This window comes from Pseudomonas sp. CH61, from assembly GCF_059429415.1.
This window is the reverse complement of sequence record NZ_CM182098.1, coordinates 3,381,279-3,406,523: the sequence shown is the minus strand read 5'-3', so window position 1 is coordinate 3,406,523 and position 25,245 is coordinate 3,381,279. Positions and strand designations below refer to the sequence as shown.

Sequence of the window (25,245 nt, the reverse complement as noted above, 5' to 3'; positions counted from 1 at the left end):
AGGGCGCTGCACATCGGTGAAAAACGGGTTAAGGTTCCGAACATATCGGACACGGATGTCGTTAATGGGAGGTTGGTATGGATAGCCTGGGCAGTATTTCGGTGTTCGTTCAGGTCGCCGAGACGCGCAGTTTCACTGAAGCCGGACGGCTGCAAGGGGTGTCATCCTCGGCGGTGGGCAAAAGTATCGCGCGGCTGGAAGCGCGACTCGGCGTGCGGCTGTTTCAGCGCACCACTCGCAGTGTCACGCTGACCAGTGAAGGGGCGCTGTTTCTGGAGCGCTGTCGCAAGATCCTCGCGGAGGTCGAGGCGGCGGAGTTCGAGTTGTGCGATGCGGCTGCGAAACCCCATGGCAGGTTGCGCATCAGCCTGCCGCAGGTGCATGGCCTGGTGATGCCGGTCATGGCCGAGTTCATGGCGTTGTACCCGCAGATTGAACTGGATCTGGATTTGACCGATCGCATGGTCGATGTGGTTGAAGAGGGCTTCGACGCCGTGATCCGTACTGGAAAACCACGGGATTCGCGACTGATGGCGCGACCGTTGGGCGAGTTTCACATGGTGCTGGTGGCCAGCCCGACTTATCTGGCGCAGCGCGGCGTGCCGCAAACGCCGGGCGATCTGGCGGCTCACGCGTGCCTTAGACACACCTTTCATGCCACCGGCAAACTGGAAACCTGGCCGCTGATTCGCGCGGAGGGTGCCGCCGAGCCGACGTTGCCGACTAGGCTGGTCAGCACGTCGATTGAGGCTGTAAGCCACGCGGCACTGGCCGGCATGGGCATTGCCTGTCTGCCGGATTTCATGACCCGCGAGGCCGAGGCGCAAGGGCGCTTGCAGCGGGTGCTCGATGTGCATCTGGAGCACACCGGGCAGTTTTGGGTGCTATGGCCATCGAGTCGCCACGCGACGGCTAAATTGCGCGTGTTCATCGATCATCTGGCGTTGCGACTTTTTCCCGCAACTGACGGTCGATAGAGTTGTAACTGCTTTAAGACACTAATCCATGCGCCGCGGGGTCGTGATCTGTTGCACAATACGCCCCGGACTGTTTTCTCTCAGGATGTTCAATGTTGATTTCCACTCCCATGCGTGTTGTCGGGTTGGCGCTGTTGTTGACCGCTGTTGCCGGCTGTTCGAAAGACAAGCCGATGTATGAGCATGAGAACTTCGATGACTCCGGTACGTTTTCGCGTAATTATCCAGTGACCGATTCGGTCAGTTGCGAAGCGGCCCGGCGTGCGTTGCTCAGCCAGGGCTACATCATCACCAGCAGCGACCCGAAACTGGTCAGCGGCCACAAGAGCTTCCAGCAAACCGGCGACACCCACATGGAGATCAGCTTCAACGTGGTCTGCGCCGATGATGGCAGCGCCGGGCACCATGCGACGATGTTCGCCAACGCCTTGCAGGATCGCTACGCGCTGAAGAAAACCAACAACTCGGCCAGCCTCGGCGTGGGTGTGTTGGGCTCGGTGTCGATGCCGATCGGCTCGTCCGACGATTCGATGGTCAAGGTCGCCAGCGAGACGGTGACGTCGCAAAAGTTCTATGAGCGCTTCTTCACGTTGGTGGAGTTGTTCCTCCCGGCGGAAGCAAAGAAAGCTGCACACATTGAAGAGAAGCCGAAGGCTGACTTGGGTGTGCCTGAGGCGAAGGCAGTTCCGGCAGCGCTGGTGCCTACACCGACTCCGGCGGCTGAGCCTGCTGCGACACCTGCGCCTGCCGCAGAACCGGCGCCGGCACCTGCTGAGGCGACGCCAGTGACGTCTGAACCGGTTGCGCCACCGGCAGAGGCGGCGCCGATCACTCCGGCCCCGAGCGCAGAACCGGCGCCAGCATCGACGACCGAAACCATCACGCCACCGGCCAACCCGGACATCCCGCCGCCCTCCGAGCCGATTCCGGCGATGCCAGCGTCCGGCCAATAAACCAGCCTCACCGCAAATCCCTGTGGGAGCGAGCCAGCTCGCGAAGACGGACCTTCAGTCACCTATGTGCTGAAGGCTCCGACGCCTTCGCGAGCAAGCTCGCTCCCACAGTGGCTTCTGATGCACTTAAAATCTCGTTACATTCCCCTGACAAAATTCCCGCGATAAATTCCTGACCACCTGCTACGTTTTATTCATGAAGGCCGGGTTTCACTTTTCCTTCACACGAGCACGTTAAGCTCGAGGCACTGGGCATTTGCTCAGGCCCATTCAAGAGAGCAGCAGGGGGATTACGCGATGGATGAATATCAAGAAGAGCTGCTCGAATACCAGGCCTTTGAACTGGATCAACCCGAGCCCGCCGAAGACGCCACCGAGCTTTGACTTGCAGCTTGAAGCTTGTAGCTCGCAGCTGCTGTTATGCCGTTTTGCGGTGGCTGCGGCGAAATTCGCCGGGCGTCTGACCGCTCCAGCGTTTGAAGGCTCGCTGGAACGCTTCGGCTGAGGCGAAACCCAGCAGGTAGGCAATCTCGCCGAAGGCCAGTTCGGTGTCACGGATGTAGGTCATCGCCAGGTCCCGGCGCGTATCGTTGAGGATCGCGCGAAACTGCGTGCCTTCCTCGGCCAGTTTGCGCCGCAAGGTCCAGGTCGGCAGCTTCAGGCGTGTCGCCACTTCTTCCAGGTCGGGTTCCCGGCCACCATTGAGCAACGGCCCCAACAGCTGAGTGATGCGTTCGCGCAAGCTGCGGGTGCGGGTCAATTGTTCAAGTTCCCGCTCACACAACTGCAGCAGATGCCGCCAGGTACTCGAGCAATGCTCGGGGTTGCGCAGTGCGAGGCTGTTGAGGTTCAGGCGCAGTTGATTACGCTCGGCACCGAACTGGATCGGGCAATCCCCCAGCACGCTGTAAGCCTCGCGGTAATCCGGCGCTTCGAATTCGATGTCGATGCGTTCAGCGCGCAGCGGTTCGCGGCTGACACTGGAGAGCTGATGCAGCCACCCGGCAATGATCGAGTCCACGACAAAACGGTTATAGGCGTTGTACGGGCTGATCGAATAGAAACGCAGCCACGCGCCATGGGCATCTTCGTGGAAACTGGACTGGCCGCGATAGTTGGAACCGTACAACGCCTCGAAGCGGATCAGGCAGCGTGCGGCTTCGCGCACGGTCGGCGCTTGTGCGGCAGTGACACCGGCCAGCCCTGCCTGGCTCAGGCGGCTGAGCTGGCCCATGCGCAAGCCCAGCGCCGTATTACCGGTCAGCTGAATTGCCGCGTGGCCCAGACGCATATAGCGCGGAATCGACAAGCGTGCCCCGGCCTCAGCCAACCGCGCGGCGTCCAGACCATATTGCTCCAGCAGCGGCTGCGGATCGACCGCATGGCTGCGCACGGCATCGGCGAGGCTGTGAACGAAGCCCACCGACAGATCCCCAAGACGCATCGGTAGCGGTTTCATGGCTTACAACCAGATGTTCAGCAAGCGCGCGCCACGGGCCTCGCCATCGGCGAACTGCTGACCGTTGCTGCTGAGGAAACTTTGACCGGAACTGGCCTTCTCCCAGAACTGCCCGCGCAGAAACACACTGATGCCGGCAATCGCTTGACTGCTCGGAGGTTGCGCGGTCAGCGTCAACCGATGCCAGGCCTGTCCTTCTGTAAGCTCTCCGGGTTTGAGGCTGACCGATCCCGGCGTACTTGAACCCTTATAGCCGCGCCACGGTTGGTTCCACGTACTCTGACCGAGCACCTGTGCCGGTACCGCGACCAATTGCACGCGTTGCTCGTCGAGTTGGCGGTAGTTGTCCGGATACCAACTGTCACTGCCAATCAGCACGCCGAGGCGTCCGGCCGGGGTATCGACCACGTTGAGCGAATGTTTGTCCGCACCTTCGATCACTTCACGTTGATCGAACACCGGGTGCATCTGTCGCTGTGGCTGGCCAAGCGGCACGCCGTCGCGGCCGAACACCACGCTGCTGTTGAACAGCGCGCCGCTGCCGGGTTTGAGCTGGCCGTCGCGAATGCTTGGCTCCGGCAGCACGATCGAGCCGGCCACCAGTGTCACGTGAAACTCCTTGGCCAGACCACCGAACAGTGCCTGGTAGTCCTTGGCCATCGCCTTGGATTTCATCCGCAGGTACGCGTCGTTGAGGCGGTCGCTGCCGTTGGCGCTGAGCCAGGCGCGGGCGAACAGCAGCGGATTGCTTGCCGCCAGCCAGTTCATCGCCTCGGCAAGGGACGGGGCCTGATACAGCTCGTCTTTTTCACCGCTGAGCAGCAGCCAGGTGCCGACGTTTTCCGGCAATACCACGACGGTTTTGTCGTTCAGCAGGCCTTGATCCTGAGCTTGCTGCAAATAGGCAGCGAGTTTGCGGTGCAAGCGCTCGGGGTTTTGATAGTCGGTGGGAAACAGCTCGGGCTGGATGCCCAGCAGGTTGCCGCGATCGGCGGGGGTGCCCTGATCGACCGCCACTTTAATGCGTAAGTCCGACAGGTAGTGCCCCGCCGGCCGGTCCGCCGCCCACATGGCGTAGGTGGTCAAAGCGGCGACGAGGGCCATGGAGAAGAACAGGTACAAAAGTTTGCGCATGAAAACCAACAACTACCGGGTACAGGGTATGGCGACTAGGGTAGGGCCCATGGCTCCGGTTGCCAAGGGGCGCTGCGCATTTGGATCAATAAGTTGTCAGTTACGGTCATTGAGTGACAGCGATGCGACTCTTAGTCTGTCGAACATGACTGACGGGAGCCGCAGAGCGCCCGCAACTTTTCCGTGATTGCTCGTTGTGGAGTTACCGATGACCGCCGCTCATTACCCGCACCTGTTGGCCCCGCTGGACCTGGGATTCACCACGCTGCGCAACCGTACCCTGATGGGTTCGATGCACACGGGCCTTGAAGAAAAACCGGGCGGTTTCGAACGTATGGCGGCGTACTTCGCCGAACGTGCGCGCGGCGGTGTTGGCTTGATGGTTACTGGCGGCATTGGTCCGAACGACGAGGGCGGGGTTTATTCTGGTGCGGCCAAGCTGACCACCGAGGAAGAAGCACTCAAGCACCGCATCGTCACCCGCGCGGTGCACGAGGCGGGCGGCAAGATCTGCATGCAGATCCTTCACGCCGGGCGTTATGCCTACAGCCCCAAGCAAGTGGCGCCGAGTGCGATCCAGGCGCCGATCAACCCGTTCAAGCCTAAAGAGCTGGACGAGGAAGGCATCGAGAAGCAGATCAGCGATTTCGTCACCTGTTCGGTACTGGCGCAAACCGCCGAATACGACGGCGTCGAAATCATGGGCTCGGAAGGTTATTTCATTAACCAGTTCCTCGCCGCGCACACCAACCACCGCACCGACCGTTGGGGCGGCAGCTACGAAAACCGCATGCGCCTGCCGGTGGAAATCGTTCGTCGCGTTCGCGAAGCGGTCGGCCCGAACTTCATCATCATTTTCCGTCTGTCGATGCTCGATCTGGTCGAGGGCGGCAGCACCTGGGACGAGATCGTCACCCTCGCCAAAGCCATCGAGCAGGCCGGCGCGACCATCATCAACACCGGTATCGGCTGGCACGAAGCGCGGATTCCGACCATCGCCACCAAAGTGCCACGCGCGGCGTTCAGCAAGGTCACGGCCAAGTTGCGTGGCTCGGTGAAGATCCCGTTGATCACCACCAACCGCATCAACACCCCGGAAATCGCCGAGCAGATTCTGGCTGAAGGCGATGCCGACATGGTCTCGATGGCGCGGCCGTTCCTTGCCGACCCGGACTTCGTCAACAAGGCTGCCGAAGGCCGCGCCGACGAAATCAACACCTGCATCGGTTGCAACCAGGCCTGCCTCGATCACACCTTCGGCGGCAAGCTCACCAGTTGCCTGGTCAACCCGCGTGCCTGCCACGAAACCGAACTCAACTACCTGCGGGTGCAGCAGATCAAGAAAATCGCTGTGGTTGGTGCCGGCCCTGCCGGTTTGTCTGCTGCGACCGTGGCTGCCGAACGTGGCCATCAGGTGACGCTGTTTGATTCGGCCAGCGAAATCGGCGGCCAGTTCAACATCGCCAAACGTGTGCCGGGCAAGGAAGAGTTCTTCGAAACCCTGCGTTACTTCAAACGCAAACTGCAGACCACTAACGTTGAGGTGTGCCTGAACACCCGCGTCGACGTGGCGAAACTGGTTGAAGGCGGTTATGACGAAATCATCCTCGCCACCGGCATTGCGCCGCGTGTACCGACAATTCCGGGCGTCGACAACGCCAAGGTGCTGAGTTATCTGGACGTGATCCTCGAGCGCAAACCGGTTGGCAAACGCGTGGCGGTGATCGGCGCCGGTGGTATCGGTTTCGACGTCTCGGAGTTCCTCGTTCACGAAGGCATAGCGACCAGCCAGGATCGCGCCGCGTTCTGGAAAGAGTGGGGCATCGATACGCAGCTGGAGGCACGCGGTGGCGTTGCCGGGATCAAAGCCGCACCGCATGCGCCGGCCCGTGAAGTGTTCCTGTTGCAGCGCAAGAAAACCAAGGTCGGTGATGGTCTGGGTAAAACCACTGGCTGGATTCACCGGACCGGTCTGAAGAACAAGCAGGTACAAATGCTCAACAGCGTTGAATACCTGAGCATCGACGACCAAGGCCTGCACATCCGCATCGGCGAAACCGGCGAGCCGCAAGTGCTGGCGGTGGACAACATTGTGATTTGTGCGGGGCAGGATCCATTGCGTGAACTGCACGATGGCCTGGTTGAAGCGGGGCAGAATGTGCACCTGATCGGTGGTGCCGATGTCGCGGCCGAGCTGGATGCCAAGCGTGCGATCAACCAAGGTTCGCGCCTCGCCGCTGAGCTCTGATTTAGCAGGTCTAGCGTGCCAATGGCCATCGCGAGCAGGCTCACTCCTACAGGGAACGCATTTCAAATGTAGGAGTGAGCCTGCTCGCGATGGCGGCTTGTGAGCGACTAGAATGCCGGCTCTGTCCAGATCGAATCGCCGCCCATGCTTTTGCCTCCCTCCGATTGGCTACCCCAAGCCCCTCTCGAACACCTTCACCTCGACTGGCTGAAAACCGCCGATATTGAAGTCGCGATCCTGCGCCTCGACCAGATCGACCCGCTGATCAGCGGCAACAAATGGTTCAAACTCGTCGAACACCTCAAAGCCGCCGATCGTGCGGGGGCCGCAGGCATCATCAGCCTCGGTGGCGCGCATTCCAATCATCTGCACGCGTTGGCGGCAGCGGGGAGGCGGCTGGGGTTCAAAACCGTGGGCCTGTTACGCGGGCATGCGCAAGAGACACCGACGGTGCTGGATTTGCAGGCGTTTGGCATGCAGCTGCATTGGTTGGGTTACGGCGGTTATCGCGCACGAAACGAACCGGGATTCTGGGCGCCCTGGCACGAGCTGTATCCGCAACTGCATGCAGTGCCCGAGGGCGGTGGTGGTTTACCGGGTGCGCTCGGTTGTGCCGCGATCAAGGAACAGGCGCAAGCGCAATTACCCACGCTCGGTTGGAGTGATTACCACGGATGGTGGCTGGCTTGTGGCACCGGGACGACACTCGCCGGGCTGGTTCTCGCCGAGGCCGGTGCGCATCCGGTCTATGGCGCGTTGGCGGTACCTGAGGATCACGGCGTGGCGCCGCAGGTCGAGGCGATTGTTCCGTCGCCCGGTCAGAGCTGCGTGGGATATGAACTGATCGACGCCAGCCGCGGCGGCTTTGCCAAGGTCGATCCGCTGTTGCTCACGTTCATTGAGCAGACCGAGCAGGCCAGCGGCGTTCCTCTGGAGCCGCTATACACCGGCAAGGCGTTGCTGGCGCTCAAACAGCAAGTCGAGGCGGGCAGATTCGCAGCTGGCACGCGGCTGATCTTCATTCATACCGGTGGCTTGCAGGGCCGGCGCGGTTTTATCGCCAGCCCCTGACAATCAACCGCGCTTGGGCATCATCCGCAGCAGCGTGTTATCGCGCACCACATAGTGGTGATAGATCCCCGCCAGCGCATGCAGGCCGATCAGCCAGTAACCGATCGTGGCAATCAGAACATGCCAGTGCTCGACCTGCTTGGCGAAATCCTTGTTCTCCGCGACCAGCAGCGGCAGATCAAAACCATAGAACATCACCTGATGCCCCTCGGCGCTGGTAATCAGCCAGCCGAGAATCGGCATGCTGATCATGAACAGGTACAACGCCCAGTGCATCAGCCGCGCCAGTACGGTTTGCCATTGCGGTGAGGCGGGGAAGATTTTCGGCGCCGGGCCAATGCTGCGCGCGAGCAGGCGAAACCACACCAGCACAAACACGGTCAGGCCGAGCATGTAGTGCACTTCGCGGATCAGCGTGCGCCCGCCGCTGCCTTTGGGAAACAGGCCACGTAATTCCATGCTGGCGTAGACCAGCACCAACAACACCAGCATCAGCCAGTGCAGCAGGACCGATACGGTGCTGTAGCGTGATTCGGAACTTGTCCACGGCATACGGTGTTTCCTCATCGGTCAGGGTTTACAGGTACCGCTTCTTGTTTGACGGCCTGTATCAACTGTAAACCTGATGTGATGTTTTTGCCTGAGTTAATCAATGTTTTTTGCTGGCGGAGTGGCGCTGTCGAAAAGGCGTATTTCTGAAGTTGTTGGGTTGTTGTATTGGGGGAGTTGTTGGGTGGTGGTTTGAAGTTGTTGGTGTAACTGTTTGTTGTTTATATCTTGTGTTTGCTTTGATTTGAATTATTGGGGTGGGGTGATTATTGTTTTGTCAGGTCCTTAGTTGTTTTCTAAGGTTTGTAATTAGTGCTGATTTTATTGTGTTGAGTTTGTGGAAATGAAAAAAACTATTGTAGCTGCCCAGCAAAAAAACACCTACGCCGTAAAGAAAGATATGGCTAAGGCTCCGATCTCGAAACCGACACCAAAACCACGGCCCTCCATCACTCCGACCAAGCCTGTAGTTCCGACCAAGCCTGTAGCCCCGACCAAACCGGTGGTGCCGACCAAGCCTGTAGCCCCGACCAAACCGGTAGTTCCGACCAAGCCTGTAGCCCCGACCAAACCGGTGGTGCCGACCAAGCCTGTAGCCCCGACCAAACCGGTAGTGCCGACCAAGCCTGTAGCCCCGACCAAACCGGTGATGCCGACCAAGCCTGTAGCCCCGACCAAACCGGTGGTGCCGACCAAGCCTGTAGCCCCGACCAAACCGGTGGCGCCAACCACGCCTGTAGCGCCAACCCTTCCGACTGATCCAGTCAACACCAAGCGACCGCCGATGCCGTGGCCAACGGTCAACGTCAATGTCGACCCGATTGCCTTGATTGCACTGATTCAAACCATCGGTGCCACAACCCACCAGGATGGCTCGACGACATTGCCGGACGGCAGCCGGATCGATGTGGATAAAACATCGGTAACACGTCCCGATGGTATTATTCAATATGAAGATGGTCGGGTAGAGTATCCCGATGGCCGAATCGTGTGGCCAGATGATACGATCGAATATGCGGATGGGCGTATTGAATGGGCGGACGGAACAATCAAGTTTCCGGATGGCAGTATTAAATACCCGGACGGTCTGGCTTATGACGCCGCAGGTGATCTTGTTTCAGAGTGAACACTTGAGTTTGGTAAGCGCCTGTTAAATCGTTTGCTTGATTTGATTTATGCAAGTCGAATAAAAAACCGCTGATTGCGTTTGCAATCAGCGGTTTTCTTCGTCTCGGCGGAACTAGCTGTATTGGGGCATTTCACCATTGGCCAGGCGTTTGTTGATGTCGGCAATCACTTCCGGCAAATCGGTGATGGTGTCGATCATGTAGTGCGGGCGCGAGCCTTCGAACAGTGCGTGAATGCGCTTGCGTTCGCTGGCCAGCTCATCGCTGCCCAAGGCGCGGAAACCGGCGTAATCCAGACCCAGCGCATTGCCCGAACAGATCAGCGCAACGGTCCACATACCGGCGCGGCGGCCTTCGAGAATGCCCGGCACGGTATCGTCGATCTTCACGCATGCGGCGACATCGTCGATGCCCAGCGCGATCACGTTGGCCAGCGCCTGGGCCGGCCACGGACGGCCATTCGGCACTTCATCGGTGGCAACCACGTGGTCGGCGACGTAGCCGTTGGTGGCGGCCAGTTCGACGACCTTGTCCATCACTTGCTTCGGATAGCCGGAGCACGAGCCGATCTTTATCCCTTGCTGGCGCAGGTTGGCGATGGTTTCCAGAGCGCCGGGAATCAGTGCCGAGTGCTCGGCGATCTTCTCGATCTGCAGCGGCATGAAGCGATTGTAGATGGCGGTGACGTCGTCATCGGTCGGCGTGCGGCCGAATGCCTTGCGATAACGCTCGGCCACTTGCGGCTGATCGCAAAGGGTGCGGATGTGATCCCACTTGCCCATGCCCATCGGGCCACGGGCTTCTTCGATGGAGACCTGCACGTCGAACTCGGCGAACGCTTCGACGAAGATCTGCGTCGGCGCGAACGAGCCGAAATCGACCACGGTGCCGGCCCAGTCGAGGATCGCGGCTTGCAGCTTGTTTGGATTGACGTAGTTCATGTTGATCAACTTCCTGAGTTGGCAATGCAATTCAAACTGTAGGAGTGAGCCTGCTCGCGATAGCGGTTGATCATTCAACATCTTCGTCGACTGGCACGGCCTCATCGCGAGCAGGCTCACTCCTACAGGGGGATTTTGGGTGTGGGTTAGATCTCTAGGACTTCCATCTCGCGCAGCACTTCGCCGACCGCCGCGACGGCCTGGCGCATTTCGTCCGGGCTGACGTGGCCGATGCAGCCGACGCGGAAGGTTTCGACCTGGGTCAATTTGCCGGGATAGAGGATGTAACCCTTGGCCTTGACCCGTTCGTAGAAATCCTTGAACTGATAACGCGGATCTTGCGGCGCATGGAACGTGGCAATGATCGGCGCCTGAATTGCCGCTGGCAGGAAGCTGCGCAAACCGAGCTTGCCCATCTCGTCCATCAGCGCCTCGCAATTGGCCGCGTAACGCGCATGTCGCGCCGGCAGGCCACCTTCTTCGTTGTATTGCAGCAGCGCTTCGTGCAGTGCCGCGACCACGTGGGTCGGCGGGGTGAAGCGCCATTGCCCGGTTTTCATCATGTAGGTGTGCTGGTCAAACAGGTCCATCGCCAGCGAGTGCGAATTACCGGCGGCTGCGGCCAGTGATTCCTTGCGGGCGAAGACGAAGCCCATTCCCGGTACGCCTTCCAGGCATTTGCCGGACGCGGCGATCAGCGCATCGAACGGCACTTGTTGCGCATCCACCGGCAATGCGCCGAAGGAACTCATGGCATCGATAATCAGGCGTTTACCGTGTTGCTCGACGACCTGAGCAATCTCCGCCAGCGGATTGAGAATCCCGGTGCTGGTTTCGCAGTGAATCAGCGCGACGTGGGTGATGTCGCTGTCGGCGCGCAGCAGACGGTCGACGTCAGCGGCGGTGGTCGGTTCGTCTTCAGCGGTTTCGAAGGTGCTGAACGAGCGGCCGAGCACTTCGCAAATCTTCGCCAGACGCTTGCCGTACGCGCCGTTGATCAGCACCAGCACTTTGCCGTCACGCGGCACCAAAGTGCCGATGGCCGCTTCGACGGCGAAGGTACCGCTGCCCTGCAATGGCACGCAGTGGTGCGTGGCGGCGCCGTTGAGGATCGCCAGCAATTGTTCGCATAGGCTGGCGGTCAGTTGGTTGAAGCGGTCATCCCATGACCCCCAGTCGACCATCATCGCCTGGCGGGTGCGGGCCGAAGTGGTCAACGGGCCGGGAGTGAGCAGGATGGGTTCGGCGATACTCATTCGTGTGTCCTCGGATTGCGCTGTGGGATGAAGCTACGAGGCATACGTTGCAATTCGCTGTTGCATCAATCAAATTGTTTGTTGTTATGCCAGCCATCAGTGAGAGTTATTCATGAATCTGTTCCAGCTCCGCGCCTTCGACGCCGTGGCCCGCGAAGGCAGCTTCACTCGCGCCGCCGCGCGCTTGTTCATCAGCCAGCCGGCAGTTACCGGGCATATCAAGGCGCTGGAGGAGCACTACCAGATCACTCTGTTACGGCGCACCGCGCGACGGGTCGAACTGACCGAGGAGGGCACCAAACTCGCGGCGATCACCCGCGCAATGTTTGGCCTCGCGGAAGAGGCGCAGACGATGCTCGAGGCCAACCGGCAATTACTCACCGGACGGCTGGAAGTGGCGGCGGACGGGCCGCACATGGTCATGCCGATGCTCGCCAGCCTGCGTGCGCGGTATCCGGGGATCACGGTGAATCTGCGTTTGGGCAATGCTCAGGAAACCCTCGCGGCGTTGCTGTCGGAACACGCCGATGTGGCGGTGTTGACCGAAGTGGAGCCGCGCAAAGGCCTGCATCTGCAAGCGTTGAGCGAATCACGGATTTGCGCGTTGGTACCGGCGGTGCACCCGTGGGCGGTGCGTGCTGGTGAAGTGAAACTCAAGGAACTGGATCAGGTGATCATGGTGCTGCGCGAGCCAAGCTCAATCACCCGGCGCACGTTTGATGACGCCTGCGCGCAGGCGTCGATCCATCCGCGCGTGCTGCTGGAACTCGATAGCCGTGAGGCGGTGACCGAAGCCGTCGCGGCCGAGTTGGGTGTTGGTGTGGTGTCATCGGTTGAGGTCAGCCATGACCCGCGGGTGGTGGCGATTCCGATTGTCGGGGCAGGGTTGGTCAATCGGCACATGATCGGCTGCATGGAGCGGCGTCGGGAGTTGCGCTTGATTCAGGCGTTCTTTGGCCTCGCGCCAGCCGCCCCGTGATCGTTCCCACGCTCTGCGTGGGAATGCAGCCCGGGACGCTCTGCGTCCCATCCAAAGCCGAACGCGGAGCGTCCGTTGAGGCGTTCCCACGCAGAGCGTGGGAACGATCAGGAACCGGGGAGACTGTCGCGAACCATATCGAGGAAGGTCGACACCACCCGTCGATTGCTTTGCTCACGCAAACACACCAGCGTCTCCGTCAGCCGTCGTGTGCAATCGACAATCGGCAACGCACACACCCGCGAATCCGCACCAAACTCCGCCGCCGAAACCACGCCCACGCCAATCCCGACCACCACCGCCTCGCGTGCCGCTTCCCGTCCTTCCACCTGAATCGCCGGGCGAATGCGAAACCCGGCCCGGGCCATTTCCTCTTCCAGCGTCTGCCTTGTCACCGATCCGTGTTCACGCAGCACCAGCGGCGTGTCATCCAGGTCTTCCAGGCAAATCGATTCACGCTCGGCCCACGGGTGATTACGCGAAACGAACGCCACCATCGGATCGTTACGCAATGGAACACACAGCAAGCGCTCATCGCTGACATCGCGCCCGAGCAACGCCAGATCGGCCTGATAGTTGAACAGACGAAACAGTGATTCATCGGTGTTGCCGGTCTCGATCTTCACGCTGATCCCCGGATAACGCTCACAGAACCGTGCGATCTGCGGCAGCACGTGCACTGGCGCATCCACCGCGAGAATCAGGCTGCCGGTCTGCAAGGCCTGAGATTCCTGCAGCAACTCCTGCGCTTCGGCTTCAATCACAAACAGACGCTGGGTGATCGCCAGCAGGCGCTCGCCCAGATCAGTCAGGCGCACGGAACGTTTATTGCGGTGGAACAGCAAAACGCCGAAACGCTCTTCGAGTTTGCGCACTTGGTCGGATATCGCCGGTTGCGTGAGAAAAAGGCGCTCGGCGGCTTTGGTGAAGCTTCCATGCACGGCCACGGCGTGGAAGGCTTTGAGTTGGGCGTGGGACACCGACATGAAGTCACCTGATCGTTAAGTCAGTAACAAGCTGAGCTTATGTGTGAAATACGATAAATCGATTTTATTTATTAAACAGTAATTGCTTTGATCGGCTCACGCCATCGCTGACTGCCCGCTCGGGCAGCACGGTGGCCATGAGCCTGTGCGTGCAACAGCAGGACTCATCTGACCGATATCGCCTTAGGGACGGGGTGATATCGCAGTGCTCAACAATAAAAACACAGGCGTTTTGCTTAACGATTCTGCCGGCACACTCACACCCTGAGGTCAGAACCACCATGAACAAGCACATCGGCACCATTGCGCGTTGGCGCGTGCAGATTTTCGCGATTACCTGGCTGGCGTACGCCGCTTTCTATTTCACCCGCAAAGCCTTTTCGGTGGCCAAACTGGGCATCGCCGAAGACCCGACCTTCATGCTCGACAAGATGGCCATGGCCAACCTCGATGCCATTTATCTGGCGGCTTATGCCCTCGGCCAGTTCACCTGGGGCATGCTCGCCGACCGCTTTGGCCCACGGGTCGTGGTGCTCGGTGGGTTGCTGATTTCCGCCGCAGCGGCGCTGGTGATGGGCAGTTACGCCACGTTGCCAATCTTCGCCACCTGCATGTTGATTCAGGGGTTGGCGCAGTCCACCGGCTGGTCGGGATTGTGCAAAAACCTCGGCAGTTTCTTCCCCTCTCAGCAGCGCGGGCGGGTGCTCGGCCTATGGAGTTCCTGTTACGCGTTTGGTGGTCTGGTGGCGTCGCCGTTCGCCGGCTGGTGGGCGTATACCTTGATGGGCACCTGGCACGCGGCGTTCATTTCCAGTGCGGTGGTGGTTGCCGTGGTCGCGGTGTTGTTCTTTATCTTCCAGCGCAACAAACCGGAAGACGTCGGCTTGCCGGCGGTAGAGCCGGAACCTGAACTGACCGCAGAAGAAACCGAAGCCAACAGCAAGCTCAGTGTCTGGGAGCCGTTGAAGGAAATCCTGCGTAACCGCACGGTGCTGGTGCTGGGCCTGGCGTATTTCATGTTGAAACCGGCGCGTTACGCGATTCTGTTGTGGGGGCCGGTGATTGTTTTTGAGCAGATGCCGAGTGTCGGCAAGGTCGGCGCGGCGATCATTCCCACCTCGTTCGAACTGGCCGGGTTGCTCGGGCCGATCCTGATTGGCCTGGCCTCGGACAAACTCTTCGGCGCCCGGCGCATGCCGGCCTGCGTGTTGAGTCTGTTGGCGCTGACCGTGACGCTGGCGTTGTTCATGGGCGCGCTGCACACCGGCAGTGTCTTGCTGGTGGTCGCTTTGCTGTTCGTCATGGGCCTGACCCTGTACGGCCCGGACTCAATGATCAGCGGTGCCGCCGCGATCGACTTCGGCAAAGCCAAGGCTGGCGCCACAGCGGCCGGTTTCGTCAACGGCTGCGGCTCGGTCGGCGCGGTGCTGGGCGGTTTGCTGCCGGGTTACTTCGACTCGGTGACGGTGTTCATCGTCTTCGCCGGTTGTGCGCTGTTCTCGGCGCTGGTGCTGATTCCGCACTGGAACAGTCGCCCGGTCGGGGTGATGGAACCGCGTGCGTCTATCCCCAATTGCCCGCTGACGATCAAACCCCTGCGTTCCTGAAACCCTGTGCCTCGCGGCCTGCTGCGACGCTCGCGGCAGGCTGGGTCGTGGCCATCTGACTTGGAGAAATCCCATGAGACCGTTTTGGTTGGAGCAGGCCTTGCAGGCCGACAACTCGCAAACCTGCCCGCCTTTGCAGGGCGAAGTACGCGCCGATGTGTGCATCGTTGGCGGCGGCTACACCGGGTTGTGGACGGCAATCATGCTCAAGCAACAGAACCCCGAACTTGATGTATTGCTAATCGAGGCGGACATCTGCGGCGCCGGCGCCAGTGGGCGTAATGGTGGTTGTGCGCTGTCATGGTCGGCAAAATATTTCACCCTTGAACGTCTGTTTGGCGTCGAGGAAGCGGTACGTCTGGTCAAGGAATCGGAGCGCAGCATCCATGCGATCGGTGAGTTCTGCGAGCAGTACGGCGTCGATGCCGATTATCGCCTCGACGGCACGCTGTACACCGCGACCAACCGCGCGCAAGTCGGCTCGACCGATGCGGTGATTGCCGCACTGGAACTCCATGGCATCAACTCGTTCACCCAGCGTCCGCTCGCCGATGTGCAACGCATGGCCGGTTCGAGCAAGCATCTGGAAGGCTGGTTCTCGCCGGCAGCGGCCAGTGTGCAGCCGGGCAAACTGGTGCGTGGCTTGCGTCGGGTGGCGTTGCAATTGGGCGTGAAGATTCACGAAAACACCGCGATGACCGGGCTGGAAGAAGGACGCCCGGCGCGCTTGCAGACGCCGACTGGCACGGTGATCGCCGATCGCGTGGTGCTGGCGATGAATGCCTGGATGGCCCGTGCTTTTCCGCAGTTCGAACGCAGCGTGGCGATTGTCTCCAGCGACATGCTGATCACCGAACCGCGCCCGGAGCTGTTGCAGGAAATCGGTTTGACCAGCGGCGTGACAGTGCTCGATTCGCGGATTTTCGTGCACTACTACCACAACACCCCGGACGGCCGGATCATGCTCGGCAAGGGCGGCAACACCTTCGCGTTTGGCGGGCGGATGCTGCCGGTGTTCGATCAGCCATCGCCTTATGCCGGCCTGCTGAAAAACAGCCTTGCGGACTTCTTTCCGGCGTTTGCCGATGTGAAAGTCGATGCCACCTGGAACGGCCCGTCGGATCGCTCGGTCACCGGTTTGCCATTCTTCGGCCAGATGAGCTGCGCCGGCAATGTGTTTTACGGTTTTGGCTATTCGGGCAGCGGCGTCGGCCCGTGCCACATGGGCGGGCAGATTCTCGCTTCACTGGTGCAAGGCCTGGACAACCCGTGGACGCGCTCGCCGCTGGTCAACGGGCCGCTGGGCTATTTTCCGCCGGAGCCGATCCGCTATCTCGGCTCGTTGATGGTGCGCAATGCGATCCGCCGCAAGGAGCGCGCCGAGGATCATGGGCGGCGGCCGCGGCACCTGGACGTGCGTCTGGCGAAATTCGCCGCGGCGGCGGGCAAGGCTGACAAAGCCTGAGCGCTTTTTGCTGATGTCCTACAAAGGGATCAGCGGGCATCGCTGTTGAGCAACCAGTCGAGCAACAAGCTGCTGTCGCGCGCAGGCGGTGGTTCGCGAGGCGTAGGCTTGCGCGAGTTGCCCAGACACAGGATCGGTCGATCCGGGTCGCTGTCGAGGAAACTCACCCACACTTCGCTGCCGGCGCAGGGCAGTTCGTCCAGTGCGATTCGACCATTGGCTCGCGTCATGGCGATGGGTAACCAGATCGTGTCGTCATCAAGTGCCTGCGGGTGTTCCGAGGGCCACAGCCTGACGGCGACTCGACCCTGCTCATCGAGTTGTGCCGGTTGCCCGGCAGGCCCGAACACCTGCGCCAGGTGATATCCGGCAATGCCGGGGCGGGTTTGTCTAAGCGCGGGACGAAAATCGGTTGACCAGGGCTGGGCAGTGAAATCGTTGTGGTAGCGGTGCAGGGCAGGGTTCGGGTCAAGAATCGACGGATGTTCCCCGTGATGGCGGATCGACGTGAGCCGCCATTGTTCGTTGAAGTGGCTGATCGGATGCGCCGACACTTGCAGCAGATGGCCACTGAGCAAACCGACCCGATCACTGCGGCCATTGATCGTGCGGTGCTGGCAGCGTTGCCGCTCCAGATGCCGACGGCTGCGTTGTTCGTGGTGACGTTGCTCGAGGGAAGGTATTGGCGGCAGGGGATTTACCGTGATGTGGTTGGCGGCATCGACGCTGATCACCTGTTGCCCTCGATTACGCACCGCATGCAGCGTGGCGATGGGGGCTGCGTGGTGATGCTGGTACAGCGCACTGACGCAGGGTGAGGGAGTTTGCTCGCAGGCCTTGAACGCAATCAGCACCGGTACTTGCGGCAGGCTCAGGCTGTCATCGGCAAACACGACAATGTGGCCGTCCATTCGGTGTTCGAAGTGGTAGTGGATGCCTTCTTCTTCACACAGCCTGTGCAGCAATGCCAGATCGCTTTCTTCGTACTGGATGCAAAACGCCCGGGGCGGGTATTGGCCGACAGTCATTTCAATCCGGTAGCCCTCAACGGGCAGGGCATTTTCCGTGAGCAATTGCTGGAGAATCTGCGGCACGCTGCGTTGCACAAACACGCGGCGCTTGTTCGGCTGGGCGAGCTTTTGCAGACGTGGCACTACGGTCAGTCGATAGCCGATCCGATGCGTGCCGCGATGTTCGCAACTGACACTGTCGATCACGCCGTGAATCCCATGCTGGTCGTCCAGGCGCAGAAATGCCGGTTGATGCAGGAAGGTACCCGGCGCCACGGCGGGGGCCAGGCCGATCAGTTCGATGTCGAAACGGTAGGGCTGGTTGAGTGCTTCCTCGCCATGAAAACGCACCACCGGCAGGCACAGGCGGCTGTCGGTCAGGATCAGGGTAAAAGGACTTTCCTTGTCATTGAGCATTCGAACAGGCTCTGTCAGGCAATACGGGCCTGAGAGGGTACGAAACCACAGCGCTGAATGGTCATGTCAAAGGTGTTTTTCAGAATCCCCCTACAAGCACTGGTGAAGATGTCGATTCTGCATTGTGTTTTTTTGGTCGATTGCCGACTTTAGGCCGTATAAACTTGGCGCCACGCGTCGGCCAATAGATGTCTCGGCGCCACAGATCAAGAGAGTGAGTAATGGGCGCACAGTGGAAGGTTAAACACAAAGAAGCGGCAGCCAACGCCAAGGGCAAGATCTTCGGCAAACTGGTGAAGGAAATCACCATCGCTGCCCGCAACGGTGCCGATACCACCACCAACGCACACCTGCGTCTGGTGGTCGAACAGGCCAAGAAAGCCTCGATGCCAAAAGAAACCCTGGATCGCGCGATCAAGAAAGGCGCCGGTCTGCTGGGTGAAACCGTGCAATACCATCGCGTGACCTACGAAGGCTTCGCCCCGCACCAGGTGCCGCTGATCGTCGAGTGCGTGACCGACAACATCAACCGTACCGTCGCCGAAATCCGCGTGGCGTTCCGTAAAGGCCAACTGGGTGCCTCCGGCTCCGTGGCCTGGGATTTCAACCACGTCGGCATGATCGAAGCTTCGCCGGACACCCCGGACGCCGATCCGGAAATGGCCGCCATCGAAGCCGGTGCTCAGGATTTCGAGCCGGGCGAAGACGGCGCAACCCTGTTCCTGACCGACCCTACCGATCTGGATGCGGTGCAGAAAGCGCTGCCAGAGCAAGGCTTCACCGTGCTGTCGGCCAAACTCGGCTACCAGCCGAAGAACCCGGTCAGCGGTTTGAGCGACGAGCAGATGGCTGAGGTTGAAGCATTCCTCGAAGGCCTCGACAACCATGATGACGTGCAGGACATGTTTGTCGGCCTGGCGGGCTGATCGACCGCGTCAGTGATGGCCTCATCGCCAGCAGGCTAGCTCCCACAGGGGATTTGTGAACGCCACAGATCCAGTGTAGGAGTGAGCCTGCTCGCGATTGACCGCGCAGCGGTCACAGATCTTCAAGTTGCCGCATGACCTCAGCAAACCCCGGCCGCGCCAGCACCTCCGCCTGACAGCAACGCCGCTCCAGCTCCTCAAGCACCGCACGCCGCTCATCACTCAACCCCGAGTCGATGCGCGCCAGCAACTCACCCAGCAGAATTCCGAACGCACGTACTTCGATGCGTTGCAGCGCGCGTGTTTGCGCCGTGTCGGCAATGGCGTGGAACGACGCCCCGCCAAAATCCCCGAGCAGGCAATCGCCGCGCTCGTTCAACAAAATGTTGTGCCCGTAGAGATCGCCGTGGGTGATGCCTTGCTGATGCAGATGCTCCGCTGCCGAGGCGATGCCTCTGGCAATGTTCAGCGCCACCTCGGCACTGAACCGGCAATCATCGGCGTACACATCGCGTGAGCAGGACGCCAGGCTTGGCAGGTCGGCGAGGTTATGGAAGGACGGATCGATCAGTTGCATCACCAGTCCCTGTTGGCCGTCGGGATGGCCACTGATGCGCCCCTCGATGCGGATCAGATTGGGATGCAGGCCGGCGGTGATACAGGCATTCATTTCGTGCAGCGGCGAACCGTCGCTGGTCATTTCACCTTTGTACAATTTCACCGCAACCGACATCACTGAACCATCGTCGCGATGCCAGCTCGCCCGGGAAATCACCCCCGAGGCACCTTCACCCAACTGTTGCTGCAGACGCAGCGCCGACCAGTCGATTAGCGGTGTCGCCTCCAGTGCGGCGTCGTCAGCCTCGGTTTCCAGCGGGTTACCGGCGTAGGCCAGCCAGGTCAGGCTCGGCAGCGCGAGCAGCCACTGCGGCAGTTCGGTCATGCGGTTGGCGGAAATGCGCAGCAACTCAAGTCGATGGCAGTTGCTCAGTGAAGGCGGCAGCGCTTGCAGACGATTGCCGGACAGCATGAGCTTTTGCAGGGCCGGGCGCTCACCGAGTTCGCTCGGCAGGCTTTCGATGCAGTTGTCGGTCAGGATCAGCCAGCGCAGTTGTGGCGGCAGGGCTTGAGCGGGGACGTTGACGATGCGATTGGCCCTGAAGCCGACCATCGTCAGCGCCGCGCATTGGCCGAGACAGACCGGCAGTACGGTGAATGGGTTGTCGGAGCAGAACAGCACGCGCAGACGCGTCAGACGATGCAGGTCATCCGGCAGGCTGCTCAGGGCATTGCCGCTGAGATTGAGAATTTCCAGAGTGTCGGCCAGCTGGAAAATCTCGACCGGGAACTCGGTCAGTCCGCAAGACAGATCCAGCCGCGTGATGCCCGACAACTCGCCGGCGCGCAATTGAGCAAGGGTGTGCATGTTGGGGTTCGCTAATGATCAGGGGCGCGCCGCTGGGGCGCCGGGAATGGGCGACATGATAACGGCAATACCCGGATTTGAAATTGGGTAGGTGGCGAAACTTCAGCTGCCTTTTGTGGGAGCGAGCCTGCTCGCGAAAGTGGACTGTCGGCCGCTTATGTATTGACTGATACCGCGCTTTCGCGAGCAGGCTCGCTCCCACAGGGTCAGTGTGCTCAGTCGTCGTTGTGCATCTCCTGCAACTGCCCCAACCGACTGCGCGTGCGCGCCAGGTCAATGGCGTGGCCGTCGAGGCTTTCGCGCAAGGGCAGGCGACCCAGCAACGTCAGGTGCTTGTCCTGGTCGTACAGCACGTCGATCAGGTTGATGAAGCGTTGTTGTGCGGCGATCGGGCATTCTCCCAGTTCCGGGAGATCATCAATGATCCAGCGGTCGAAACGTCGACACAGCTCCAGATAATCCATGACCGCCGTCGGCTGTTCACACAGATCGTTGAAGGTAAAACCGACACTTCGCTCTTCACACCAGCGAGCCCGAATCTGCCGGGTGCCGACGGTTAGCGCAACGGCTGGCGCATCGGCAGGCGGCAGCTGCAGAGTGGCACGTTGCGCTGGCGTGGCTGGCCACACGTAATGGCCCTGAGTGAATAACTGCTGCGCAGAGTGGCGCGTGTGACTGCGGTAATCGTGCGGCCCGCCGACTTCCATCACCTGCATGTGCGTATTGATCAGTTCGATCACCGGTTTGAAGCGGGCGTGATAGAGCGGATTGGGCAGCAGGCCATCCGGCGCATAGTTGGAAGTCACCAACAGCAGAATTCGCCGTTTGAACAATGCTTTGAACAGCCGGGTGATGAGCATGGCATCGCCGATGTCATGCACATGAAACTCGTCGAAACACAGCACCCGACAATCCTCCAGCAATTCGTCGAGGGTCACTTCGAGGGCATCGTCCTGCTCGCGATGGCTGAACATGCCCTGATGCAATTGCGCGAAAAACTGATGGAAATGCAGGCGCCGTTTCTGCGTGATCGGCAGGGCCTGAAAGAAGCCATCGAGCAACCAGCTCTTGCCGCGTCCGACGGCGCCGAACAGATACAGGCTTGGCGCAGTTCGGCCGCTTGCGCCAAACAACAGGCTGGCCTGCTGCGCCATGCACTCGATGACGCGCTGCTGGCTGTGGCTGAGGGTGTAACCCTGCACACTGGCCTTGTGCCGGAAGTAATCATGGATCGACTGGGCACTGGCGTCATGCCCGACACTGGCCGGCAAACCCTTGCCCAACCAACGGCGCAACGCCGGCCAGCGCTGGATCAGTCGCGATCGTTTCGGCAGGTGGGCAGGCACTGTGGGCGTCTCCGTGATCGTCAAAACCGGCTCCCGGGAGCGCGGCGACACAGTGTAACCAGACGCCGACCTGGCCAGCCACCACAGCGGATCGACAGTGGGCGGTTATTGAACAAATTTGTGCCGCGCGTACAGCTATTTTTAGCGACATGGCTCGACCGGTTGCCAACCTTTCGAAACATATCCCGGGCGATCCCTGGATCCAATCGACTGGCGGAATCGTCGACCGTTGCTAACCTCAATCACAGAAACGACGTCGCAAGCGATCACTGACAAGGAACGGCGCAGTGAATGTACAAGTGGTCATGGGCCTGCTGGGGGTACTCGTTGTGCCTGCTCATGCGGCAGATCTTCAAGTCGAAGTGCGCGTTGACGTGCAGCGCGGCTGCCAGTTGATCGGCCAACAGCGTGGCGCCGGCATTGAGCAACTGGGTGTGCTCGACTTCGGCAGCACCGCGCGCCTTGACGACCCGACCGGGCCATTGGGCGCGGCGTTGACCAATCAGCGCCTGCCACGGCTGGAGTGCAACCCGGACACGCCGTACCAGATGCGCGTCGATGGCGGCTTGCATGGCGGTGTCGGTGAGGTCCGCTACATGGCCGGTTCGGTCGGCAGCAAACCTATTCCGTATCGCTTGTATCAGGATGCGGCGCGCCGGGTACCGCTGGTGGTGGACGTGCCGGTCAGCGGACGGGTGCCGGACAGCGGCACGGTGGAATTACCGTTGTACGCGCGCATCGAACGCTTGGCTGAAGTGCCGCGAGTCAGCCGTTATTCGGATCTGGTCAAGGTGACGGTCACCTGGTGATCGCGGTTTCAAGACACCCGGTGGACGCGGGTGTGCAAGGAAGGCGTTCCATGATGAACGCGGTGAATGAGTCAGCGTAAGGGAGCAGGGACGGGCGCAATGACAGGCAAACACTGGATGGTGGTAGCGGCAGGTACGCTGGCATTGCTCGCAGACGAGGCGCAAGCGGCGGTCAGCGGGCAGATCAATGCGCGGCTGATCCTGATTGCCGGCTGCGAAGTTACCAATACCAGCACGCCCGAGAGCCCGGTCAGCGATTTCGGCACCCTCGATTTCGGCCTTCAGGGGCCCACCTGGAACGCGCCGATCAAGGCCAGTCTGGATGGCGACAGCAGCGGCAAACTCAACGTTGCCTGCAATCCTTCGGTCACCGGCTTCACTGTCACCATCGACGGCGGCAGCCACGGTGACGGCAACACCCGGCGCCTGAGCAACGGCCGCCAGACCCTTCCCTATCAGCTGTTCGTCGATCCCTCCGGCGCCCGGAGCTACAGCATCGGCCAGCAACACAATTTCGCTGTCACCAGCGCTGCGCAGATACCCATTCCGGTATTTGGCTCGGTGGTGGCGAATACCCGCGCGGTACCGGCAGGTGTCTATACCGACACGCTGACGGTGACGCTCGACTGGTAACCCCGGAGAGGACGGACACCATGCGTATGTTTGCATCAAGGATAGGTTTGTCATTGCTTGGCCTGGCGCTGGTTTCCAGTGCCAACGCCGCCACCACGGTCACCGGCCAGATCACCTCCAGCCTGATTCTGATCAGCAGTTGTCAGGTCAACGGCGCTGGCGGTTCCACCGGGCTGAACTTCGGTGCGTTGAACTTCGGCACCGCCAACAGCCTGTTCACCACCGCCACCGGACAAGTGTTGGGCGGAGGCGGCGGGGCGTTGTCGATTCTCTGTTCCAGTGGCACCACGCCGACGGTCAAGGTGCGCGCCGGCTCCCATGACGGCATGTCGCCGGGCGGCACCCGAGCGTTGTACGACGGGGTGGCCAATTACGTGCCGTACGACTTGTACACCGATGCCGGGCACTCGCAACTGCTGGCGATCGACGGGACCATCAATCTTGCGGCCAGCACCGGAGTCGCACAGACGGTGAACATCTACGGTCAGGCGGTGGGCAAGGCCGGTTTGCCGGCGGGGACATACACCGACACCGTCGCTGTTGAACTGACGTTCTGATGCCATGCGCCGCCATGGCTGTGCCGCGCTGCTCCTGCTCTGTGCCGGCAGTGCACCGCTGCCGCTGACCGCAGCGACGAGCCAGAGCTTTCAGGTCAGTGCCACGGTCACTGCCGGGTGTCTGGTGGTGGGCGGGGTGTCGAACTATGGCGGGCTGAATTTCGGTTCGCGTTCGGCACTGGCCACCGGCACCGTGCAGGTCGCGCTGACCGGCGGGGTGCAATTGCAATGCACGCCGGGCGTAACGCTGAACATGAGCGTTGATGGCGGCCAGTACAACAGCAGCGGCCGGCACATGCAGGTCAACAGCGGCAGCGCGCGGGTGGCGTATGCACTGTTTCGCGATGCGGCGTACAGCCAGAGCCTGGGCATTGGCCAGAGTGTGGCGGTGGCTTACAGCGACGCGAACAACATCAGCCTGCCGATTTACGGTCAGGTGCAATTGCCGGGCAATCAGCCTGGGGGGACGTACAGCGACGTGTTGCAGGTGCAACTGTCGTGGTGAGGCGAAGTTGAATGGCCGACAAGGAGCAGTTTTATGGGGGCAGTGACGTCACGGCATTCTTTCGTGCGCTGTGTGATGTGGACGATGGTCATGCTTGGCGCAAGCCAGGCGCACGCGGCGAGTTCGGTGCTGATCTGGCCGATCGATCCGGTGCTGGAGGCTGATCAACAGGCCAGTGCGCTGTGGCTGGAAAACCGCGGCAGCGAAACCGCCAATCTGCAGATCCGCGTGTTCGGCTGGAGCCAGAGTGGTTTCGCCGAGCAATACCAGAACCAGCGCGACGTGATCGGCAGCCCACCGGTGGCGAAAATCGAACCGGGGCAGAAACAACTGGTGCGCCTGACCCGAACCAAAGACGTACCGCCGGGCCAGGAGCTGGCCTACCGGATCATCATCGACGAAATTCCCTCCGCGCAACCTGCAACCGCTGACGGCGGCAAAACCGCCGCAGCGATCCGCTTCCAGATGCGTTATTCGGTGCCGCTGTTTGCCTATGGCGCCGGGTTGTGGAGCAAAGAGGACAGCAGCCGTGCGCGTGATCCCAAGGGCGTTGGCCTGCCGCAGTTGAGCTGGCGCACGGTAGCCGTGGACGGCAAGCCTTATGTGGAAGTGCGCAATCAGGGCGCGGTGCATGCGCGGCTGACCGACGTGGCAATCAAACAGGCCGGGCAGAGCAAGCCATTGGCCGAAGGGTTGTTGGGTTATGTGCTTCCCGGCGCGGTGATGCGCTGGCCGGCGCCCGGGCCGTTGGCCGGTGAGTCAGCGTTGCAGGTACGAGTAAATGGCGCGGCACAGGTGCAGAGCATCACGCCCGCCAAGTAAGTGAGTCGTAGCGCGGGCATCTGGCGTCGACGCAAGCGGTAT

At 60.8% G+C, this 25,245-nt stretch carries 23 protein-coding genes; 14 read left to right on the top strand and 9 right to left on the bottom strand.

The annotated features are described in order from the left end of the window. The first annotated feature begins 77 nt into the window (after positions 1 to 77). Positions 78 to 977 (top strand): LysR family transcriptional regulator, encoded by a 900-nt coding sequence (locus tag AC5SEM_RS15170; protein WP_495470695.1) that lies wholly within the window; start codon positions 78 to 80, stop codon positions 975 to 977. Between the two features lie 92 nt (positions 978 to 1,069). Then, positions 1,070 to 1,930: a DUF2242 domain-containing protein gene (locus AC5SEM_RS15165; RefSeq protein WP_495470694.1), complete on the top strand. Its 861-nt coding sequence runs from the start codon at positions 1,070 to 1,072 to the stop codon at positions 1,928 to 1,930. Positions 1,931 to 2,348: 418 nt separating this feature from the next. Here the strand turns inward: AC5SEM_RS15165 and AC5SEM_RS15160 are convergent, their stop codons facing one another. Continuing rightward, the gene (locus AC5SEM_RS15160; RefSeq protein ID WP_495470693.1) at positions 2,349 to 3,389 is read right to left on the bottom strand and encodes an AraC family transcriptional regulator; all 1,041 of its coding nucleotides are present in this window, start codon (positions 3,387 to 3,389) and stop codon (positions 2,349 to 2,351) included. Positions 3,390 to 3,392: 3 nt separating this feature from the next. Then, the gene (locus AC5SEM_RS15155) at positions 3,393 to 4,523 is read right to left on the bottom strand and encodes a carbon-nitrogen hydrolase family protein (protein WP_077573684.1); all 1,131 of its coding nucleotides are present in this window, start codon (positions 4,521 to 4,523) and stop codon (positions 3,393 to 3,395) included. 208 nt (positions 4,524 to 4,731) lie between these two features. Here AC5SEM_RS15155 and AC5SEM_RS15150 point away from each other — a divergent pair, with 208 nt between their 5' ends. Both AC5SEM_RS15150 and AC5SEM_RS15145 read left to right on the top strand, forming a co-directional pair. Further along, complete coding sequence (locus tag AC5SEM_RS15150) at positions 4,732 to 6,771, top strand: 2,4-dienoyl-CoA reductase FMN-binding domain-containing protein (RefSeq protein WP_495470692.1); 2,040 nt, start codon at positions 4,732 to 4,734, stop codon at positions 6,769 to 6,771. A 144-nt stretch (positions 6,772 to 6,915) separates the two neighbouring features. Then, a complete protein-coding gene (locus AC5SEM_RS15145) occupies positions 6,916 to 7,842 on the top strand; it encodes a 1-aminocyclopropane-1-carboxylate deaminase/D-cysteine desulfhydrase (protein ID WP_495470691.1) in 927 nt (308 codons plus the stop codon). 3 nt (positions 7,843 to 7,845) lie between these two features. Here AC5SEM_RS15145 and AC5SEM_RS15140 read toward each other — a convergent pair whose 3' ends face one another. Then, a complete protein-coding gene (locus AC5SEM_RS15140) occupies positions 7,846 to 8,394 on the bottom strand; it encodes a cytochrome b (RefSeq protein WP_077573681.1) in 549 nt (182 codons plus the stop codon). Positions 8,395 to 8,791: 397 nt separating this feature from the next. Between AC5SEM_RS15140 and AC5SEM_RS15135 the strand changes: the two genes are divergently transcribed. Then, complete coding sequence (locus tag AC5SEM_RS15135) at positions 8,792 to 9,517, top strand: hypothetical protein (RefSeq protein ID WP_495470690.1); 726 nt, start codon at positions 8,792 to 8,794, stop codon at positions 9,515 to 9,517. A 114-nt stretch (positions 9,518 to 9,631) separates the two neighbouring features. Here the strand turns inward: AC5SEM_RS15135 and phnX are convergent, their stop codons facing one another. Together phnX and AC5SEM_RS15125 are read right to left on the bottom strand one after the other, a co-directional pair. After that, positions 9,632 to 10,459 carry a phosphonoacetaldehyde hydrolase gene (gene phnX / locus AC5SEM_RS15130; protein ID WP_077573678.1) on the bottom strand — a complete coding sequence of 276 codons (828 nt, stop codon included), beginning with the start codon at positions 10,457 to 10,459 and terminating at the stop codon, positions 9,632 to 9,634. Between the two features lie 146 nt (positions 10,460 to 10,605). Then, positions 10,606 to 11,715 (bottom strand): 2-aminoethylphosphonate--pyruvate transaminase, encoded by a 1,110-nt coding sequence (locus AC5SEM_RS15125; protein WP_077573677.1) that lies wholly within the window; start codon positions 11,713 to 11,715, stop codon positions 10,606 to 10,608. Between the two features lie 112 nt (positions 11,716 to 11,827). Between AC5SEM_RS15125 and AC5SEM_RS15120 the strand changes: the two genes are divergently transcribed. Continuing rightward, positions 11,828 to 12,694, top strand: coding sequence for a LysR substrate-binding domain-containing protein (locus AC5SEM_RS15120; protein ID WP_495470689.1), 867 nt, complete (start codon positions 11,828 to 11,830; stop codon positions 12,692 to 12,694). 107 nt (positions 12,695 to 12,801) lie between these two features. Here the strand turns inward: AC5SEM_RS15120 and AC5SEM_RS15115 are convergent, their stop codons facing one another. Continuing rightward, complete coding sequence (locus AC5SEM_RS15115) at positions 12,802 to 13,680, bottom strand: LysR family transcriptional regulator (RefSeq protein ID WP_495470688.1); 879 nt, start codon at positions 13,678 to 13,680, stop codon at positions 12,802 to 12,804. Between the two features lie 281 nt (positions 13,681 to 13,961). Here AC5SEM_RS15115 and AC5SEM_RS15110 point away from each other — a divergent pair, with 281 nt between their 5' ends. Beyond that, a complete protein-coding gene (locus tag AC5SEM_RS15110; RefSeq protein ID WP_077573674.1) occupies positions 13,962 to 15,287 on the top strand; it encodes an MFS transporter in 1,326 nt (441 codons plus the stop codon). A 73-nt stretch (positions 15,288 to 15,360) separates the two neighbouring features. Beyond that, positions 15,361 to 16,752, top strand: coding sequence for an FAD-dependent oxidoreductase (locus AC5SEM_RS15105; protein ID WP_495470687.1), 1,392 nt, complete (start codon positions 15,361 to 15,363; stop codon positions 16,750 to 16,752). Between the two features lie 29 nt (positions 16,753 to 16,781). Here AC5SEM_RS15105 and AC5SEM_RS15100 read toward each other — a convergent pair whose 3' ends face one another. After that, positions 16,782 to 18,179, bottom strand: coding sequence for a type VI secretion system Vgr family protein (locus AC5SEM_RS15100; RefSeq protein ID WP_495470686.1), 1,398 nt, complete (start codon positions 18,177 to 18,179; stop codon positions 16,782 to 16,784). A 221-nt stretch (positions 18,180 to 18,400) separates the two neighbouring features. On the opposite strand from AC5SEM_RS15100, the gene AC5SEM_RS15095 reads away from it, so the two are divergent. Next, positions 18,401 to 19,105, top strand: coding sequence for a YebC/PmpR family DNA-binding transcriptional regulator (locus tag AC5SEM_RS15095; RefSeq protein WP_102901638.1), 705 nt, complete (start codon positions 18,401 to 18,403; stop codon positions 19,103 to 19,105). Positions 19,106 to 19,217: 112 nt separating this feature from the next. Here AC5SEM_RS15095 and AC5SEM_RS15090 read toward each other — a convergent pair whose 3' ends face one another. Next, the gene (locus tag AC5SEM_RS15090; protein WP_495470685.1) at positions 19,218 to 20,531 is read right to left on the bottom strand and encodes a leucine-rich repeat-containing protein kinase family protein; all 1,314 of its coding nucleotides are present in this window, start codon (positions 20,529 to 20,531) and stop codon (positions 19,218 to 19,220) included. 215 nt (positions 20,532 to 20,746) lie between these two features. Further along, positions 20,747 to 21,877 carry a cell division protein ZapE gene (zapE, locus tag AC5SEM_RS15085; protein WP_495470684.1) on the bottom strand — a complete coding sequence of 377 codons (1,131 nt, stop codon included), beginning with the start codon at positions 21,875 to 21,877 and terminating at the stop codon, positions 20,747 to 20,749. Positions 21,878 to 22,182: 305 nt separating this feature from the next. Here zapE and AC5SEM_RS15080 point away from each other — a divergent pair, with 305 nt between their 5' ends. The 5 genes from AC5SEM_RS15080 to AC5SEM_RS15060 all read left to right on the top strand — a co-directional run bounded on the left by AC5SEM_RS15080 (position 22,183) and on the right by AC5SEM_RS15060 (position 25,203). After that, positions 22,183 to 22,686: a Csu type fimbrial protein gene (locus AC5SEM_RS15080; RefSeq protein ID WP_177412570.1), complete on the top strand. Its 504-nt coding sequence runs from the start codon at positions 22,183 to 22,185 to the stop codon at positions 22,684 to 22,686. A 99-nt stretch (positions 22,687 to 22,785) separates the two neighbouring features. After that, entirely contained in the window at positions 22,786 to 23,319 is a 534-nt protein-coding gene (locus AC5SEM_RS15075; protein WP_077573667.1) for a Csu type fimbrial protein, read from the top strand. 20 nt (positions 23,320 to 23,339) lie between these two features. Then, positions 23,340 to 23,876 carry a Csu type fimbrial protein gene (locus AC5SEM_RS15070; protein ID WP_064389251.1) on the top strand — a complete coding sequence of 179 codons (537 nt, stop codon included), beginning with the start codon at positions 23,340 to 23,342 and terminating at the stop codon, positions 23,874 to 23,876. A gap of 4 nt (positions 23,877 to 23,880) precedes the next feature. Further along, positions 23,881 to 24,381, top strand: coding sequence for a Csu type fimbrial protein (locus AC5SEM_RS15065; protein WP_016983916.1), 501 nt, complete (start codon positions 23,881 to 23,883; stop codon positions 24,379 to 24,381). 33 nt (positions 24,382 to 24,414) lie between these two features. Further along, positions 24,415 to 25,203, top strand: a complete 789-nt coding sequence (locus AC5SEM_RS15060; RefSeq protein ID WP_495470683.1) for a fimbrial biogenesis chaperone — start codon at positions 24,415 to 24,417, stop codon at positions 25,201 to 25,203. Positions 25,204 to 25,245: the final 42 nt, after the last annotated feature.